Below are 16,460 nucleotides of genomic sequence, written 5' to 3'. Positions count from 1 at the left end.
TATCAGGAATCCTCTCCATGCCTTCTTATCGTTCACGAACCACCACTCACGGGCGCAACATGGCGGGCGCGCGCGGCCTGTGGCGTGCGACCGGCATGAAGGACAGCGATTTCGGCAAGCCGATCATCGCGGTCGTCAACAGCTTCACCCAGTTCGTGCCGGGCCATGTCCACCTGAAGGACCTGGGCCAGATGGTCGCGCGCGAGATCGAGGCGGCGGGCGGCGTCGCCAAGGAATTCAACACCATCGCGGTCGATGACGGCATCGCGATGGGGCACGACGGCATGCTCTATTCGCTGCCGAGCCGCGACCTGATCGCCGACAGCGTCGAATATATGGTCAATGCCCATTGCGCCGATGCGATGGTGTGCATTTCGAACTGCGACAAGATCACCCCCGGCATGCTGATGGCGGCGCTGCGCATCAACATCCCCGTGGTGTTCGTGTCGGGCGGGCCGATGGAGGCGGGCAAGGTCGTCCTCAAGGGCAAGGAGGTCGCGCTCGATCTGGTCGATGCGATCGTCGCCGCCACCGATGAGCAGTATAGCGACGCCGAAGTCACGGCGATCGAGCAGTCGGCGTGCCCGACGTGCGGAAGCTGTTCGGGCATGTTCACCGCCAATTCGATGAACTGCCTGACCGAGGCGCTGGGCCTGTCGCTGCCGGGCAATGGATCGACGCTGGCGACGCATGCCGACCGCAAGGCGCTGTTTCTGCGCGCGGGACGCATTGCGGTCGAAATGTGCCGCCGCTATTATGAGCAGGATGACGCCAGCGTGCTGCCGCGCAATATCGCGACCTTCGAGGCGTTCGAGAATGCGATGAGCCTCGACATCGCGATGGGCGGTTCGACCAACACGGTGCTCCACCTGCTCGCCGCCGCGCACGAGGCGGAGGTCGATTTCACCATGGCCGACATCGACCGGCTGTCGCGCCGCGTTCCCTGCCTGTCGAAGGTCGCCCCGGCGAAGGCCGACGTCCATATGGAGGACGTCCACCGCGCCGGCGGGATCATGGCGATCCTGGGCGAGCTGGAGCGCGCGGGGCTGCTCCATGCGCATCTGCCGACGGTGCACAGCGCGACGCTGGGCGATGCGCTCAGCCAGTGGGACATCGGGCGGACGAACGACCCGGCGGTGCGGACCTTCTTCATGGCCGCCCCCGGCGGGGTGCCGACGCAGACGGCGTTCAGTCAGGACCGGCGCTGGGAATCGCTCGACCTCGACCGCGAAAACGGCGTGATCCGTTCGGCCGAGCATGCCTTCAGCGAGGACGGCGGGCTGGCGGTGCTGTCGGGCAATGTCGCGCGCGACGGCTGCATCGTTAAGACCGCTGGGGTCGACGATTCGATCCTGAAATTCGCGGGGCCCGCCAAGGTCTATGAAAGCCAGGACGCGGCGGTCGCGGGCATCCTGACCGGGCAGGTCGAGGCGGGCGACGTCGTCGTCATCCGCTACGAAGGGCCGAAAGGCGGGCCGGGGATGCAGGAAATGCTCTATCCGACCAGCTACCTCAAATCGAAGGGGCTCGGCGCCGCCTGCGCGCTGATCACCGACGGGCGCTTCTCGGGCGGCACGTCGGGCCTGTCGATCGGCCATGTCTCGCCCGAGGCGGCCGAGGGCGGGGCGATCGGCCTCGTCGAGGACGGCGACCGGATCGAGATCGACATTCCGGGCCGCACGATCACCCTCGCGATCCCCGAATCCGAACTGGCGGCGCGCCGCGCGGCGATGGAGGCGAAGGGCGACGCGGCCTGGCAACCCGCCAAGCCGCGTCCGCGCAAGGTGTCGGTCGCGCTGCAAGCCTATGCGGCGATGGCGACGAGCGCGGCGCGGGGCGCGGTGCGCGACCTGTCGCAGCTCAAGGGGCGGTGATGATGAGACGGCCGGGGGCTATCGGCGCGGTGCTGCTGCTCGCGGGCTGCAACGGCGCGCCCGACAATGGCACGCTGGCGGAAGCCGAGGCGCGGGGGGCGAAGAGCGCCGCCGCCGACGGCCGTATCGAGTGCGCGCTCGAGGGCGCGAAGCTGTTCGACCGCACCTGCACCGTGACCGAGATGAGCGGCGCCGATGGCGCGATCCTCGTCGTCGGGAAACAGGATGTCGGTTATCGGCGGCTCCAGATCACGACCGACGGGCGCGGCGTCGTATCGGCCGACGGCGCAGAGCCCGCGAAGGTGGCGATCGTCGGCGAAGGGGTGATCGAGGTGACGGTCGGCGGCGACCGCTATCGCCTGCCGGCCAATACGAGCGGGGCGCAATAATCATCCTTTGCGCCTGCACCGCCCGCAGACGATGACTGGGGTGGCTCGGCTTCGCTCGACAAGAACGGAATTGAAGCGTTTCCACCCCATGGCATCCGGTTTATGCCCGTGGGGTTTCGGGCGTCCGCTCCGTTTAGCCTTTCGTCACCCTGAACTTGTTTCAGGGTCCATGGCCCGCCCTCGAATGAAGGCGGCGCAAAAGGAAAGGCCCGGCCATGGATGCTGAAACGAGTTCAGCATGACGAAGGGATGGGGCAATGCGTCGAAATCCAAATCCCCACAAGCTTAGGACCGGCGGATGACCGTGCCAGCCGATGCCCCGATCCTGACCGCCGACGCGATGCGCGCCGCCGAGGCCGCGTGCGCGGCGGCGGGCGTGTCCCTGTCCGAACTGATGGAGCGCGCGGGCGCGGCGGTGGCCGAAACCGCGTGGCGGATGGCGGCGGGCGCGCCGGTCCTGATCCTGTGCGGCCCCGGCAACAATGGCGGCGACGGCTATGTCGCGGCGCGCCTGTTGAAGGCGCGCGGCGCGACGATACGGGTCGCCGCGCTGGCGCCGCCGGCCACCGATCTGGCGAGGGCGGCGCGCGCCGCGTGGGACGGGCCGGTCGAGGCGTTCGCGTCCGACACCGTGCCGGCGCCGCTGATCGTCGACGCCTTGTTCGGCGTCGGACTGACGCGCCCGCTGTCGGACGAATGGGCCGCGATGCTGCGCCGCTTCGCAAGCCGGCGCGTGCTGGCCGTCGACGTGCCGAGCGGGATCGAGAGCGACGGCTTGCAGGACTGGCTGCCGCCGCTTCCCGCCGCCGTGACGCTGGCGCTGGGCGCGCTCAAGCCCGCGCACCTGCTGTTGCCGGCCGCACCGGCCTGCGGACGCGTGCTGCTGGCGCCGATCGGGATCGATGCGGAGCGGCGGATGCGGACGCTGCCGCCCCTGCGGCCGGAGACGCCGACCGCCGACGCGCACAAGTTCAGCCGCGGCATGGTGCTCGTCCGCGCCGGGCCGATGAAGGGCGCCGCCGGGCTTTCGGCCGCGGCGGCGCTGCGCGCGGGGGCGGGCTATGTGGTGCTCGAAGATGGCGGGCCGGCGCCGCTGTCGGCGATCATCGCCGAAGCGCCCGCGGCGTTCCGCGCGCGGCTGGATGATCCGCGCGTCGGCGCCATCGTCGTCGGTCCCGGCTTTCCGGCGGGCGATGCCCTCGCGGCGGCGGTCGGGGAGGTGCTGGACACCGGCAAGCCGCTGGTGCTCGATGCCGCGGCGATCGGCGCGGCGCTGCCCCGCCTTGGCAAGGACGCGCCGGCGGCGATCCTGACGCCGCACGAGGGCGAGTTCGCGCGCGCCTTTCCGGATCTGCGGGGCAGCAAGATCGAACGCGCGCTGGCGGCGGCGCGGCGGGCGCAAGCGGTGGTGATCTACAAGGGCGCCGACACCGTCATCGCCGCCCCCGACGGGCGCGTCGTGGCGGCGTGGCCGGGCAGCCCCTGGCTTGCGACGGCGGGAACGGGCGATGTGCTCGCGGGGGTGTGCGGCGCGATGCTGGCGCGCGGCGGCGATGCGTTCGACGCGGCGGTCGCGGCGGTCGGCTGGCATATCGCGCGGGCGCGCTCTATAGGCCGCGGCCTTGTTGCGGATGACCTGGTGAAGACTACGAAATGAGTGATGACAATCTGATCGTGCGCATCGCCGCGCGCGGCGACGGCGTGACGGGGGACGGCCGCCACGTCGCCGGCGGCGTGCCGGGCGACCGCGTCGCGGCCGACGGCGCGTTGGTGCCCGGCCCGCACCGCGCCGATCCGGTCTGCCGCCATTTCGGCCAATGCGGCGGCTGCCAGCTCCAGCATGTCGCCGAGGACGCGCTTCTCGCCTATGTCGGCGACCGGGTGGCGGGGGCGCTTGCGGCGCAGCAGGTGACGGCGGATGCCATCCGTCCCGCGCTTCTGTCGCCGCCGCACAGCCGCCGCCGCGCGGCGCTGACCGCGCTGCGGGCGGGCAGGCGGGTCGCCATCGGCTTCAACGCCGCGCAGAGCAGCCAGATCGTCGACATGCGCGAATGCCCGCTGCTGTTGCCCGAGCTGTTCGCGCTCGTCCAGCCGCTGCGCCGGCTGCTCGAAACGATCGCGCCGCAGCGCCGGCCGGTGAAGGTCAAGCTGCAAAGGCTCGATCAGGGCGCCGAGGTGCTGCTCGAGGGCGTGCGCGCCGAGGGGCTCGACGCGGCGATGGCGTTGCAGGATTTCGCCGCGGCGCATCGGCTGGCGCGGCTCGCGATCGACCAGGGCGACGGGGTCGAGACGGTCTGGCAGCCCGAGCCTCCGACGGTGCGCTTCGGCGCGATCGCGGTCGAGGTGCCGCCCTTCGCCTTCCTGCAGGCGACGGCGGCGGGCGAGGCGGCGCTGGTCGCGGCGGTGCGCGAAGCGATCGGCGAGACGAGCGCGGTGGCCGACCTGTTCGCGGGCATCGGCACCTTCGCGCTGTCGGTGCAGGCGGGGCGCAAGCTCTATGCCGCGGAGGGCGCGCGCGACGCGCTGCTCGCGCTGACCGGCGCGGCGAACCGCGCGCGGGCGCTGGTCGCGACCGAGCACCGCGACCTGTTCCGCCGTCCGCTGATCCCGGCGGATCTGAACCGCTTCGGCGCGGTGATCCTCGACCCGCCGCGCGCCGGGGCGGAGGAGCAGGTGCAGCAGATCGCGGCGTCCACGGTGCCCGTGATCGCCTATGTCAGCTGCAATCCCGCGAGCTTCGCGCGCGACGCGAAGCGGCTCGTCGCGGGCGGCTATCGCCTCGACTGGGTGCAGCCGGTCGGCCAGTTCCGCTGGTCCACCCACGTCGAACTGGCGGCGCGCTTCATGAAATAATCTCCCCTCCCGCAAGCGGGAGGGGCAGCGAGACTTACGAGCTTGCTCGTTAGTCGCAGCGGGGTGGGCTTCTGCCCCGTCGCTGCCCACCCCTAACCCCTCCCGCAAGCGGGAGGGGAATCATCAATGCAGCACGAACCCCATAAACGCATGCACGCACAGCGCCAGCAGCGCGAGGCTGGCCAGCGCGAACACCGCGAAGCGCCACATCACCCGGTTCACCGTCGCCTAGATCAGGCTGTGGAGGATGCGCAATCCGACATAGGCCCAGGCGAGCTGCGCGTTGAGCCCGCCGCCCAGGCCGCCGACTGCGAGTGCCAGCGCGACGGCATAGAAGACCGTCGGCTGCTCCATCAGATGGTTGTAGTTGTGCGCCTTCCACTGCACCTCGGCGGGCAGCACCTCGTCGAGATTCTTGCCGGTTCCGCCGACCATCTTCGCGGCGTCGATCTTCGCGCGGCTCATCGCGGGGATGCGCGTCGCGTACATCCACACCCACATGACCATCGACCACAGCGCGAGCGTCGCGACCGGTCCCAGTATCGCGTTCGTATCCATGTCTTTCCCCCCTCAACCCAGCGTCGCGATGACGGCGAGCACCGACAGCGCCAGCAGGCACAGCGTCGACAGCGCGAAGATGGTGAAGCGCACCGGGACGCGGTTCACCGTCGCCTGCCACAGGCTGTGGACGATGCGCAGCACGACATAGGCCCAGGCGAAACCCTGCGTCAGCGCGGTGTCGCCGCCCGACAGGTGCAGGAAGACGATCACTGCATAGAAAAGCGTCGGCTGTTCGAGCAGATGCGTGTAATTGTGGGATTTCCAGTTGGTTACGGGCGGCAGCACGCCCTCCAGATCGACCCCGCGCCCGCCCGGCGGCGCGGTCTTGAGGTCGACGCCGGCCTTGGCCAGCGCCGAAAAGCGCGTCGTCGCGGTCCACAGCAGCATGACGAGCGTCCACAGCACGAGCACCGCGCCGGCCGCCAACAGATTTCCTGGCATCGCATTTCCCCTTCCCCGGCGGCGGGTCACGGCCCGGCCGTCCGGGGCGCGATGCTAGGGCATGCGGCGCGAGATGCAATGGGGCGCGCGCATCAGCCTCTGCGCGCCGCGGCCTCGGCGCGGATCGCCTCTCCATCCTGGTCGATCCGCGGCGCGAACCCCAGTTCGCCGGCCCGCGCGGCGCCATATTTCACCGGCGGCCGCATCTCGACGAAGCCGCCCGCCTCGGGATGCTCGCGGCGGCGGAAAAAGCCGATTGCGGACAGATGCGGATCGTCGCGAACCTCTTCCAGGTCGTGCGCGGCCATCGCCGGGATCGCATTCTCGGCAAAGATGGCGAGCCATTCGGCGGTGGTCTTTGCCGGCGTCCGCCGCGCAATCTCCTCATAGATCAGCGTCATCTGCGTGCCCGCGGCCTTCGCGGCCGTATATTCGGGGCTGGCGAGCATATCCTCGCTGCCGAGCAGTTCCATCAACCGCGCGGTCGATGCGGGCGTATAGGGGACGATGGCGAGATAGCCGTCGGCGGTCGGGAAGGGCTGGCGCGCGGGGTCGAGCTGGCGCGGATAGCCCGCCGGGCCGATTGGCGGGTCGAGTGTCGCGTCGCGCAGATGCTCGGTCAGCATGAAGGCGGTGAAGCATTCGAACATCGGCACTTCGACATGCTGGCCCTCGCCGGTCCGCAGCTTGTGGACCAGCGCGGCGAGGATGGCCTGCGCGCCGAACTGCCCCGCGACCTTGTCGGCGATCAGCGACGGGATATAGCGCGGGCGCGGATTGCCGTCGACGCGCGGCAGCAGGCTGGTGGTCCCGCTCGCGGCCTGGATGACGTCGTCATAGGCCTGTAGATCGGCATAGGGGCCGTCCTGCCCGAACCCGGTGCCGTGGACATAGATGATGTCGGGCTTGATCGCCCTGCAGCTTTCGTAATCGAAGCCGAGCCGCGCGATCGCCTTGCCGCGGATATTGTGGAAGAAGACGTCGGCGGTCGCGATGATGTCGGTCAGCACCGCGGCGTCCTCCGCCTGCTTGAGATCGAGCGCGATCGAGCGCTTGCCGCGGTTCACCGTAAGGTGGATCGACCCCATCGTCGGATCGGGCTTGCCGGTGCCCAGATAGCGCGACACGTCGCCGAGCCCCGGCGTTTCGACCTTGATCACCTCGGCGCCGAGGTCGGCGAGCATCTGCGTCGCATAGGGGCCGAAGATGACGGTGGTCAGATCGACGATCCGGATTCCCTCGAGCATGGCCATCTTCGCCCCCTTTTCGCCGATCAGACGACGCCCAGCGCGCTCATCGCCTCCGCGACGCGCACGAAGCCGGCGATATTCGCGCCCAGCACATAATTGCCGGGGGCGCTATATTCGTCGGCGGTCGCGGCGCAATCGTCGTGGATGCCGCGCATGATCTGCGCGAGGCGCGCTTCGGTCTGCTCGAAGCTCCAGCTGTCGCGCGAGGCGTTCTGCTGCATTTCGAGCGCGGAGGTCGCGACGCCGCCGGCGTTGGCCGCCTTGCCCGGCGCGAACATCACGCCCTGGCCGTGGAACAGGTCGACCGCATCGGGGGTGGAGGGCATGTTGGCGCCTTCGCCGACCACCTCGACGCCGTTCTTGATCAGCGTCGTCGCGTCCTTGCCGGTCAGTTCGTTCTGCGTCGCGCAGGGCAAGGCGATCTGGCACGGGACGTCCCAGATCGATCCGCCTTCGATATAGCGGGCGCCCGGCCCCTTGAGCTCGACATAGGTCGACAGGCGGGCGCGGCGGACCTCCTTGATCTCGCGCAACAGGGCGAGGTCGATCCCCTCTTCGTCGACGATATAGCCGTTCGAATCGGAGCAGGCGACGACGGTCCCGCCGAACTGGCGGACCTTGTCGATCGCATAAATGGCGACATTGCCCGACCCCGACACGACGACGCGCTTGCCGTCGAGCGACTGGTCCCTGGTCGCGAGCATCTGCTGGACGAAATAGACGAGGCCGAAGCCCGTCGCCTCGGTCCGCGCGCGCGACCCGCCATAGGCGAGCCCCTTGCCGGTCAGGACGCCGGCCTCGTAGCGGTTGGTCAGCCGCTTGTACTGGCCGAACATATAGCCGATCTCGCGCCCGCCGACGCCGATGTCGCCCGCGGGAACGTCGGTATATTCGCCGAGGTGGCGGTGCAGTTCGAGCATGAAGGCCTGACAGAAGCGCATGATCTCCCGATCCGAGCGGCCGCGCGGGTTGAAGTCCGACCCGCCCTTGCCGCCGCCGATCGGCATGCCGGTCAGTGCGTTCTTGAAGATCTGTTCGAAGCCCAGGAACTTGATGATGCCGAGATTGACCGACGGGTGAAAGCGGATGCCGCCCTTGTAAGGGCCGAGCGCCGAATTGAACTGGACGCGAAAGCCGCGGTTGATCTGGACCTGGCCGTCATCGTCGATCCACGGAACGCGAAAGATGATCTGCCGTTCGGGTTCGCAGATGCGTTCGATCAACGCGTGGTCGGCATAGTCGGGATGTTTCGCGACGACGCGGCCCAAGCTTTCCAATACCTCTTTAACCGCCTGGTGAAACTCGGCTTCGCCCGCGTTGCGGCGTAATACTTCATCAAGAACCGGCTGCAACTTTTCATCAATCTTGCTCAAAAGAACCTCCCGACAGCATGAATCGAACGTGCCTGTGGACCATGCGAGCCGATGTCGCAAGCTTCGCTTGTGCCGCGAAGGGACGAAAGGGCGGAGGTCGGGCGAGCCATCGACGAGGGCGCTTCACCCGCGAACCGCGAAACCGTGCGGCAATCCGGATGGGGCGTAGAGCGGCGTGCCGTAAATCCGCATCACCCTGTTCTGCCGTTCGTGCTGAGCTTGTCGAAGCACCGCTCTTCTTCTTGCGGCGCCAAAAGAAAGAACGGCCCCCTTCGACTGCCTTGCAGGCGCTCAGGACAGGCTTCGACAAGCTCAGCGCCTGCCCCCGCGAAAGCGGGGGGCAAACGGTTCAGATTTAATGCTCGATGCTCCAATCACTCTGGATTGCTTCGCTGCGCCCGCATGACGAAGCGGGTCCGCCATTCCATCGAACTCCGGCACCGCCAAAAGAAAAGGGCCGGCTCGCACATTGGCGAACCGGCCCTGCAACTATCGGCGCGGCAAAGCGATCAGAACAGCTTCGTCACTGTCGCCGTGCGGCGTTCGGGTTCGACCTCGCCGGTGTAGAGGCTGGTCATCGGCTCGTCGCTGACGACGTGGATTTCCTCGGCTCCGAAACCGTTGAACTTCGTCCGCATCGCGCAGCCATAGGCGCCGAGCATGCCGATCTCGATGAAATCGCCCGGCTTGACGTCGGCGGGCAGGTAGAAGGGTCCCGCCATATGGTCGAGGTCGTCGCAGGTCGGCCCATAGAAGCTGAATGCCGCCAGTTCCTCGCTCGCCGTATCGCGCAGCAGCGTGACCGGAAAGCGCCAGCCGACATGCGCGGCGTCGAACAGCGCGCCATAGGCGCCGTCGTTGATGTAGAGCTCGTCGCCGCGGCGCTTTTCGACCCGCACGATCAGCGAGCTGTATTCGGCGGACAGCGCGCGACCGGGCTCGCACCACAGTTCGGCCGAATAGCTGATCGGCAGGCTTTCGAAGCTGCGGTGGATCGTGTCGAAATAGGCATCGAGCGGGGGCGGCTCCATGCCGGGATAGCTCGACGGGAAGCCGCCGCCGACATCGACGATGTCGACGGTGACCGACGCCGCGACGATCGCGGCGCGGACGCGCTCCATCGCCTGCGCATAGGCGTGCGGGGTCATCGCCTGGCTGCCGACATGGAAGCAGATGCCGAGCGCGTCGGCGGCCTGACGGGTCGCCATCAGCAGTTCGGCGACCTCGTCGGGCTCGGCGCCGAACTTGGCGGCGAGGCTCAGCTTCGAATGGTCGGACGATACGCGCAGGCGCACGAGCAGGTTGAGGTCGGCCGCGTTTCGGGTCGCGCGGACGATCTTCTCAAGCTCTTCCATCGTGTCGAGCGAGAAGGTGCGGACGCCGTGCTGCCAATAGGCTTCGGCGATCGCTTCCTCGGCCTTCACCGGGTGCATGAAGCAGAGCGTCGCCCGCGGCAGGGTGCGCGCCACCAGCCGCACCTCGGCGATCGAGGCGACGTCATAGTGGGTGACACCCGAATCCCACAGCAGGCGCAGCAGGTCGGGCGACGGATTCGCCTTGACCGCATACATGGTCGTGCCGGGAAATCGCTCGATGAAAAACCGCGCCGCACGCCGCGCGGCGTGCGGGCGGACAAGCGTGACAGGTTCGATCGGCGAAAGTGCCTGAATCAGCCCGTGGGCGCTATGATGCTGGTGCAACTCAAGGGACCCCCAAAAAATAAGTTAAACGACAAGAGCTGCCTTGCGGTTATTGGAAGTCCCCATGGGGCAGCGGAGGGCGCATATATGGTCGGGGGACCCCCATGTAAAGAGCGAATCCGGCTTGCCATGCGACGGGGCGGCCCGCAGTAACGCTATGCGGTTTAGCGAAGGAAGCGGGGTAGACGCCGTGACGGAAGGTTCGACGCAGGCGAAGGGAGCGCCGCCGGAATTGCGGGCGGTCGAGCTGTCGCGCGAAACGGCGGCGCGCCGCCACGCGCTGATGGAGGCCTATGCCCACGACGTTTATATTCCCGCTTTCCCCGATGCGGTGATCCGCGAGGATCCGCGCTATTGGGTCGATCTGCTCGACGCCGCCGAGCCGCCGCCTCCGCCGCAGCCGCGAATCGAGGTCGTGCTGTTGCTCGACGCGGAGGACCATCCGGTGGCGGGCGTGACGATCGAATATTATCGCGCCGCCCGGATCGGTCTGCTCACCTATATCGCGGTCGCGGAGGGCGCGCGCGGCAAGGGAATCGGGCGTCGCCTGATCGCCGCGGCGCGCGCCTGGCTTGACCGGACCGCCGACGCCGCGACGCCGATGCTGGCGGAGACCGAACGCTATCAGGACGCGCATGACGATGCCGAGCGGGGCGAGACCGACCTTCGGCAGAAAAGGCTCGCGGGGCTCGGCGCGCGCATGCTCGATTTCGATTATGTGATGCCGCCGCTGCGCCCCGAACTGCCGCCCTATCGGCTGCACCTGATGTGTTTCCTGCGCGACGGTGAGGTGCGGGACAGCCTGCGCGCGCCGCAGGTCGCGGCCTTCCTGCGCGAACTGGCGGCAGCGCTCGGCGCCGACCTGGCGGCGCATGCCGACACGGCGGACATGATGGCGGCGCTGGAGACGCGCGACACCCTGCACCTGCTGCCGCTTCCGAGGGCGAAGGGATGACGGTGGCAATGCCGCGTTACGCCGAATGCCCGGTGTTCCCCGACATCGCCGATTTCGCGCTGACCTTTCTGTTCGAACTGCCGGTGCGGATCGGCGAAAGCGGCCATCCGGCGGCTTTCCGCCTCGAATCGATCCACCGCGCGATCGAACCGGACGACGAATCCGATTCGCGCTTCCCGGCCTATGATGCGCTGGTCGAGCCTGTCCGTTCCTATCTGGACGATGTGACCAACGGCGGGCCGGGCCGCGGCGGCCGGCCTCTGATCTTCCTGGCCCAGCCCGAAAAGATCGAAGACGACCGCCGCCGCCTGACGCTTCATTGCCCCGCCCAGTGGCGATACCGTTCCGAGGGGCGCACGATGGAGATGACGAGCGCCTGCGGCGGCGCGAAGACGATCGCGCTGCGCTATCGCGACGCCTTCTGTCTGTTCGAAAGCGGGCGGCTTTTCTATTGCTTCAGCATGTTTCCCGAGGCCGACGGCAGCGGCAAGGGGGTCGACGAATATACGCTGATCGCGATGCAGCGGCTTGCGGCGGCAAAGCCGGATCAGCAGGTGGTCAAGGGATGGCGTTTCGCTCTCGACGGCGAATCGCCTGTTTCGCTGACCGACATGGCGACGGCGCGCCTCGCGATGCTCGCCGCCGACGACAGCGCGACGCACAATGGGCTGCGCCGCTATCTGCAACGCGCGCTGGGACTGAAGCCGCCCTTCGAGGTCGGTCCGCGCGCGGTGCGCAACCTGTTGATTTCGATCGAGGACGAACGGCTGCTCGGCATCGCCTCCTTTTCGGACGCGTTGCAGGAGGATTTTGCGCTGACCGACGAGGCGCGCGAGGCGGCGGCCGAACTGGCGGCGCGGCGCGCGGCGTGCCTCGCGGGTGCGCAGCCGCACTATCCGGCCGAAAATCCGGACGAACTATTGCCCTTTCTGGCGCTGTCGGGCGTGCTGCAATCGGTGGTCGATTTCCCCTTTCAGGACCCGGCCGAACTTTATGATTCGACGCGTCCGGCGATCCGCGGCGAAAGCTTCTTCAACTATGCGCACCCGCGCTATCATATCGAGATCAGCGAGGATTCGCGCTCGATGCACGACGCGCGGCTCGCGCTCGGCAACTGCCCCTATCTGACGCTGATGTGGCTCGTCGCCGTGCACGACGAACTGATGGTGACCGAGATCGAGGAGGCGATCGACGTCCTCATCTATGGCAATGACGAAGCCGAACTGATCGCAGAGCCGCTGCGCCCGCTGGCGCAGGCCGTCCGTGCCATCACCTTGCCCTGGCGCTCGCCGATCCGCGAATTGCGCCGCAATCTGGAGGCGCGCTTCGATCTGTTCCGGCGCTATTCGATCAACCAGTCGAGCCATCTGTTCCGCTATGAAAAGGAACGCGAGGCTCTGGCGGCGGTCGAGGCGGGGATGGGCAATCGCGACCGTTACGAGCGGGCGCACCGGATGATCGACCGCATCGAGGGGCTGGTCGAGGACATGCATGCGGTCAACGGCGCCTACAACAGCGCGCGGACCGGGCGCATGGTGATGTTCATCACCCTGCTCGGGCTCATCAATTTCTACGACCAGCTGACCAGTGGGCTGGTCAGCATCTTCCGGATGGAATTGCTGGGGCAGGCGGCGTTCGTCCTGCTGCTGATCGTGCTGCTGCTGCTGTCCTTCCCCTCCGAAGTCACGGCGTTTCCGCGTCGCGTCTGGCAAGGCGCGACGCGGCTGCTGCGGCCGCGCGACCGGATGGGGTAGGCGCGCTCAGCCGAGGCGCGTCCTGACGGGATCGCCGGTCATGCGTCCGGTCCGGCGCTCACCAGATCCACATGGGACACGCCGAGCGCCATCGCCAGTTCATAGAGGCTGACGATGGTCGGGTTTCGCTTTCCCTGCTCGAGCCCGCTCAGATATTGCTGGCTGAAACCGCTCCGCTCCGCAAGTTGCTCCTGCGTGAGTCCGGCGGCCAGCCTCGCTCGCCGCACATTCTCTCCAACGACGCGCCGCATATCCATGCGGTCCCTGTTGACCTTCAATCGCCGACGGGTTTATCAACTATATTATGTATAGAGGACCAGATAAGGGACGATGGACGGCGATCGGGTGGGGAAGGGATGGCGGTGAGTGACGGTTATGGGCGCCATGCGCCGACTTTCCTGTTCCGGCTGTGGCGCCCCATGTCGTGGCCGCGCCGGATCCGGCGGGCTTTCCTTCTCCTGCTGCCGCTGGCGCTGCCGATTTGGGCGCTGCTGAACCTCGCGAGCGTGTCCGGTGCCTTTCTGCGGGCTCTCGGCAGACTGATGGGCAAATATTGGAACGGTCCGCAGCGCCGTTATCGTCGCTACGGCAGCTATTACGGCCATGTCCGCGACCGGCGTCGCGGATCGTCCCGTTCTGCCGATGACGTCAGCTGAGGCGCGTCCTGAAATCCTCATAGCCGAAGCGGCGGATTTCCTTCAGTTCGTCGGTCTCGCTGTCCCATAGCCAGATCGAGGGCAGGGGGACGCCGTTGAAGCTGTTGGTCTTGACCATCGAATAATGCGCCTGGTCGAGGAAGGCGAAGCGCCCGCCGATGCGCGCGCCGCCGGGCAGGCGATAGTCGCCGATCACGTCGCCGGCGAGGCACGAGGGGCCGCCGAGCCGCACCACGGCGTCGGTGGTGTCCTCGCCCAGCATCGCCGGGCGATAGGGCGCCTCGATTACGTCGGGCATGTGACAGGTGGCGCTGACGTCGGTGATGCCGATCGGCATGCCGTTGTCGAACAGGTCGAGGATCTCGCCGACGAGGATTCCGGCATCGAGCGCGACCGCTTCGCCGGGCTCGATCATCACGTCGCAGTCGGTCGCCGCGCGCACCCGTTTCAGGAAGGCGATCAGGTCGTCGATCTGATAGTCGGCGCGCGTGACGTGGTGTCCGCCGCCGAAATTGATCCAGCGGAGCTGGCGGACGAAGGGATGCAGCATCGGCTGCACCGCCGCCCATGTCCGTTCGAGCGGCGGAAAATCCTGCTCGCACAGCGTGTGCATGTGGATGCCGTCGACCCCCTGCATATGCTCGGGCAAAAGCTGGCTGACCGGGAAGCCGAGCCGGCTGCACGGCGCCGCCGGATCATATTTCGCCACCTCGCCCTCGCTGTGCATCGGGTTGATGCGCAGGCCGATATCGAACTGCTCGCCCTCCGCGCGCAGGCGGTCGAGCAGCGGGCGGAAGCGCGCGATCTGTCCCGGCGAATTGAAGATCAGATGGTCGGAGAGCCGCGCGATCTCGGGCAGTTCGCTCTCCTTGTAGCCGGCGCAATAGGTCGCGACCTCGCTGTGCTTGCCGGGGGCGGCATATTCCTCGCGTCCCAGCTTCGCCTCGTAGAGGCCGGAGGCGCAGACGCCGTCGAGATATTCGGCGACGACCGGCCCGAGCGACCACATCGAAAAGGCCTTGAGCGCGGCGAGCACGCGCGCGCCCGACGCATCGCCGATATGGCGCAGCACCGCCAGGTTGGCGCGGACCTTCGCCGCGTCGACGACGAAGGCGGGCGTCGGGACGCGGCTGAGGTCGAAGCGGGCAAAGGCTCCGGGGTCGCCGGCTCTGGTTTCCATGATGCAATCGATCCTGTCAGGCCGCGATCGGCCCCCTGAAGATGAAGAAGGCGCCGGCCGCGATCAAGGCGAAGCCGACCAGATGGTTGTAGCTGAGCTTTTCGCCAAGCCAGAAGGTCGCGAAGCCGGCGAAGACGATCAGCGTGATCACCTCCTGCATCGTCTTCAGCTCGGCGGTCGAATAGACCGAATGGCCGATGCGGTTCGCCGGCACCGCCAGGCAATATTCGAAGAAGGCGATGCCCCACGCCAGCAGCACCGCGAGCCACACCGGGCGCGACAGGTCGCCGAGGTGGCCGTACCAGGCAAAGGTCATGAAGATGTTCGATGCGAACAGCAGGCCGATCGGCAGCAGATAGGCGGTCATGGACGGTCCTTGGTCAGCGGCAGCACGTCGCGAAGCAGCGCGGCGAAAAAGAGCCCCGGCTCCTCGACCATCGGCATATGCGCCGAATGCTCGAACCAGACGAGTGTCTTCGACGGCGCCCGGGCCTTTGCGAACCAGGCGGCCGCGACGGGCGACGGGACGGTATAGTCGTGGCGCCCGAGAAGGAAGACGATCGGAATGTCGATCGCCCGCGCCTGCGCGAAGCTGACATCGGCGAGCCGTGGCCACAAGGTCGTGACCGTGAACGCGCTGCCCTTGCCCCACGCTTGCCGGTCGGCCTCCGTATATTCGGGCGACAGCCGCGGCTGCTCGAAATAGAGCGTCGTCGCGGGTGGGCGATTGTAGAGCAGCGAGCCATAGGGCATCGCATATTTGCGCCAGCCGTCCGCCTGTTCGATCGTGAACGGCCCCGACGAAGGATAGGGGGCGAGTGCGTCGATAGCTGCGACCGCCGCGCGGTCGCCCGCCGCGAGCGCTTTGGCGCGCGTCCACGCCATGCCCACCTTTTCGCCCTCGCGAAAGTCGATGCCCTGGCCGACGCCGACATAGGCGTGGAGCAGGTCGGGACGTTCGAGCGCGACCGCGAGCCCGACGAACGAGCCCCAGCTATGCCCCATCAGCACGACCTTGCGCTGGCCGTAGCGCTTTTGCAGCAATTCGATCAGTTCGATCGCATCGTCGCGATAGCGGTCGAGCGTCATCGTCGGCGCCAGCGTCGCGGGGTCGTTCAGCGGATAGGAACGCCCGGCGCCGCGCTGATCGTACTGGACGACCGTAAAGACGTCCTCCCACGGCCGCTGGAAGGCCCAGGCGAAGGGCATCTCGACCGCGCCCGGACCGCCGTGGACGAAAAGCAGGATCGGATTGTCGCGGTCCGCACCGCGCACGTTCACCACCTGCTTCGCGCCGCCGAGCGTCGCGACGAAGGTCTCCTGCACGCCGTTCGGCGTCACGATCCGGTTGAGGTCGGCGACGATCGCGCGCGCGGGCGCATAGGCGTCGTCGCCCTGCGCCTGCGCCGGTGCGGTGACGAGGACGGCGGCAAAGGCTGCCGCGACGAATCCCAGCAGCGACTTCATCATGGCC

The 16,460-nt window shown here is 67.7% G+C and carries 15 protein-coding genes and 1 pseudogene; 7 read left to right on the top strand and 9 right to left on the bottom strand.

The window, feature by feature from the left end:
• Positions 1 to 17: 17 nt before the first annotated feature.
• From ilvD to AC2S9W_RS15950, 4 genes are all read left to right on the top strand, one after another.
• Positions 18 to 1,874, top strand: a complete 1,857-nt coding sequence (ilvD, locus tag AC2S9W_RS15965) for a dihydroxy-acid dehydratase (protein WP_076075021.1) — start codon at positions 18 to 20, stop codon at positions 1,872 to 1,874.
• The gene (locus AC2S9W_RS15960) at positions 1,874 to 2,263 is read left to right on the top strand and encodes a hypothetical protein (protein ID WP_199775085.1); all 390 of its coding nucleotides are present in this window, start codon (positions 1,874 to 1,876) and stop codon (positions 2,261 to 2,263) included. The genes ilvD and AC2S9W_RS15960 overlap by 1 nt, the downstream gene beginning before the upstream one ends.
• A 298-nt stretch (positions 2,264 to 2,561) precedes the next feature.
• Complete coding sequence (locus tag AC2S9W_RS15955; RefSeq protein WP_076075027.1) at positions 2,562 to 3,920, top strand: NAD(P)H-hydrate epimerase; 1,359 nt, start codon at positions 2,562 to 2,564, stop codon at positions 3,918 to 3,920.
• Entirely contained in the window at positions 3,917 to 5,116 is a 1,200-nt protein-coding gene (locus AC2S9W_RS15950) for a class I SAM-dependent RNA methyltransferase (protein WP_104959721.1), read from the top strand. Before AC2S9W_RS15955 ends, AC2S9W_RS15950 begins: the two co-directional genes overlap by 4 nt.
• Before the next feature lie 123 nt (positions 5,117 to 5,239).
• Here AC2S9W_RS15950 and AC2S9W_RS15945 read toward each other — a convergent pair.
• From AC2S9W_RS15945 to AC2S9W_RS15925, 5 genes and pseudogenes are all read right to left on the bottom strand, one after another.
• A pseudogene (locus AC2S9W_RS15945) lies at positions 5,240 to 5,674 on the bottom strand (MAPEG family protein).
• Between the two features lie 12 nt (positions 5,675 to 5,686).
• Positions 5,687 to 6,118 carry an MAPEG family protein gene (locus tag AC2S9W_RS15940; RefSeq protein WP_076075032.1) on the bottom strand — a complete coding sequence of 144 codons (432 nt, stop codon included), beginning with the start codon at positions 6,116 to 6,118 and terminating at the stop codon, positions 5,687 to 5,689.
• Between the two features lie 92 nt (positions 6,119 to 6,210).
• Complete coding sequence (locus tag AC2S9W_RS15935; RefSeq protein ID WP_076075035.1) at positions 6,211 to 7,371, bottom strand: CaiB/BaiF CoA transferase family protein; 1,161 nt, start codon at positions 7,369 to 7,371, stop codon at positions 6,211 to 6,213.
• Positions 7,372 to 7,391: 20 nt separating this feature from the next.
• Complete coding sequence (gene gdhA, locus AC2S9W_RS15930; RefSeq protein WP_076075038.1) at positions 7,392 to 8,741, bottom strand: NADP-specific glutamate dehydrogenase; 1,350 nt, start codon at positions 8,739 to 8,741, stop codon at positions 7,392 to 7,394.
• Between the two features lie 509 nt (positions 8,742 to 9,250).
• Entirely contained in the window at positions 9,251 to 10,441 is a 1,191-nt protein-coding gene (locus AC2S9W_RS15925) for a type III PLP-dependent enzyme (RefSeq protein WP_067109469.1), read from the bottom strand.
• 190 nt (positions 10,442 to 10,631) lie between these two features.
• On the opposite strand from AC2S9W_RS15925, the gene AC2S9W_RS15920 reads away from it, so the two are divergent.
• Together AC2S9W_RS15920 and AC2S9W_RS15915 are read left to right on the top strand one after the other, a co-directional pair.
• Positions 10,632 to 11,396, top strand: coding sequence for a GNAT family N-acetyltransferase (locus AC2S9W_RS15920; protein ID WP_076075041.1), 765 nt, complete (start codon positions 10,632 to 10,634; stop codon positions 11,394 to 11,396).
• A gap of 8 nt (positions 11,397 to 11,404) precedes the next feature.
• Positions 11,405 to 13,150 carry a hypothetical protein gene (locus AC2S9W_RS15915; protein ID WP_104959719.1) on the top strand — a complete coding sequence of 582 codons (1,746 nt, stop codon included), beginning with the start codon at positions 11,405 to 11,407 and terminating at the stop codon, positions 13,148 to 13,150.
• Between the two features lie 38 nt (positions 13,151 to 13,188).
• Here the strand turns inward: AC2S9W_RS15915 and AC2S9W_RS15910 are convergent, their stop codons facing one another.
• A complete protein-coding gene (locus AC2S9W_RS15910) occupies positions 13,189 to 13,407 on the bottom strand; it encodes a helix-turn-helix domain-containing protein (protein WP_067109478.1) in 219 nt (72 codons plus the stop codon).
• 105 nt (positions 13,408 to 13,512) lie between these two features.
• Here AC2S9W_RS15910 and AC2S9W_RS15905 point away from each other — a divergent pair, with 105 nt between their 5' ends.
• Positions 13,513 to 13,806, top strand: coding sequence for a hypothetical protein (locus tag AC2S9W_RS15905; protein ID WP_156483058.1), 294 nt, complete (start codon positions 13,513 to 13,515; stop codon positions 13,804 to 13,806).
• On the opposite strand, the gene AC2S9W_RS15900 is transcribed toward AC2S9W_RS15905, so the two are convergent.
• Genes AC2S9W_RS15900 through AC2S9W_RS15890 form a run of 3 tightly spaced genes read right to left on the bottom strand, consistent with a single transcriptional unit; the run spans position 13,799 to position 16,456 of the window.
• Complete coding sequence (locus AC2S9W_RS15900) at positions 13,799 to 14,986, bottom strand: carboxynorspermidine decarboxylase (RefSeq protein WP_486571251.1); 1,188 nt, start codon at positions 14,984 to 14,986, stop codon at positions 13,799 to 13,801. The genes AC2S9W_RS15905 and AC2S9W_RS15900 overlap by 8 nt on opposite strands.
• 16 nt (positions 14,987 to 15,002) lie before the next feature.
• Positions 15,003 to 15,353 carry a DMT family protein gene (locus AC2S9W_RS15895; protein ID WP_067183163.1) on the bottom strand — a complete coding sequence of 117 codons (351 nt, stop codon included), beginning with the start codon at positions 15,351 to 15,353 and terminating at the stop codon, positions 15,003 to 15,005.
• Positions 15,350 to 16,456: an alpha/beta fold hydrolase gene (locus AC2S9W_RS15890; protein WP_083675067.1), complete on the bottom strand. Its 1,107-nt coding sequence runs from the start codon at positions 16,454 to 16,456 to the stop codon at positions 15,350 to 15,352. Before AC2S9W_RS15890 ends, AC2S9W_RS15895 begins: the two co-directional genes overlap by 4 nt.
• Positions 16,457 to 16,460 lie beyond the last annotated feature (4 nt).

The organism is Sphingopyxis sp. 550B, assembly GCF_057401805.1.
The sequence above is the reverse complement of the archived record's forward strand: the minus strand, read 5'-3'. Positions and strand labels throughout refer to the sequence as shown.

What these genes read in the sequence shown, in the direction of transcription:
- ilvD (WP_076075021.1), top strand. Translation starts at nt 18, where the DNA reads ATGCCTTCTTATCGTTCACGAACCACCACTCACGGGCGCAACATGGCG.
- AC2S9W_RS15960 (WP_199775085.1), top strand. Translation starts at nt 1,874, where the DNA reads ATGATGAGACGGCCGGGGGCTATCGGCGCGGTGCTGCTGCTCGCGGGC.
- AC2S9W_RS15955 (WP_076075027.1), top strand. Translation starts at nt 2,562, where the DNA reads ATGACCGTGCCAGCCGATGCCCCGATCCTGACCGCCGACGCGATGCGC.
- AC2S9W_RS15950 (WP_104959721.1), top strand. Translation starts at nt 3,917, where the DNA reads ATGAGTGATGACAATCTGATCGTGCGCATCGCCGCGCGCGGCGACGGC.
- AC2S9W_RS15940 (WP_076075032.1), bottom strand. Translation starts at nt 6,118, where the DNA reads ATGCCAGGAAATCTGTTGGCGGCCGGCGCGGTGCTCGTGCTGTGGACG.
- AC2S9W_RS15935 (WP_076075035.1), bottom strand. Translation starts at nt 7,371, where the DNA reads ATGGCCATGCTCGAGGGAATCCGGATCGTCGATCTGACCACCGTCATC.
- AC2S9W_RS15915 (WP_104959719.1), top strand. Translation starts at nt 11,405, where the DNA reads ATGCCGCGTTACGCCGAATGCCCGGTGTTCCCCGACATCGCCGATTTC.
- AC2S9W_RS15910 (WP_067109478.1), bottom strand. Translation starts at nt 13,407, where the DNA reads ATGGATATGCGGCGCGTCGTTGGAGAGAATGTGCGGCGAGCGAGGCTG.
- AC2S9W_RS15900 (WP_486571251.1), bottom strand. Translation starts at nt 14,986, where the DNA reads ATGGAAACCAGAGCCGGCGACCCCGGAGCCTTTGCCCGCTTCGACCTC.
- AC2S9W_RS15895 (WP_067183163.1), bottom strand. Translation starts at nt 15,353, where the DNA reads ATGACCGCCTATCTGCTGCCGATCGGCCTGCTGTTCGCATCGAACATC.
- AC2S9W_RS15890 (WP_083675067.1), bottom strand. Translation starts at nt 16,456, where the DNA reads ATGATGAAGTCGCTGCTGGGATTCGTCGCGGCAGCCTTTGCCGCCGTC.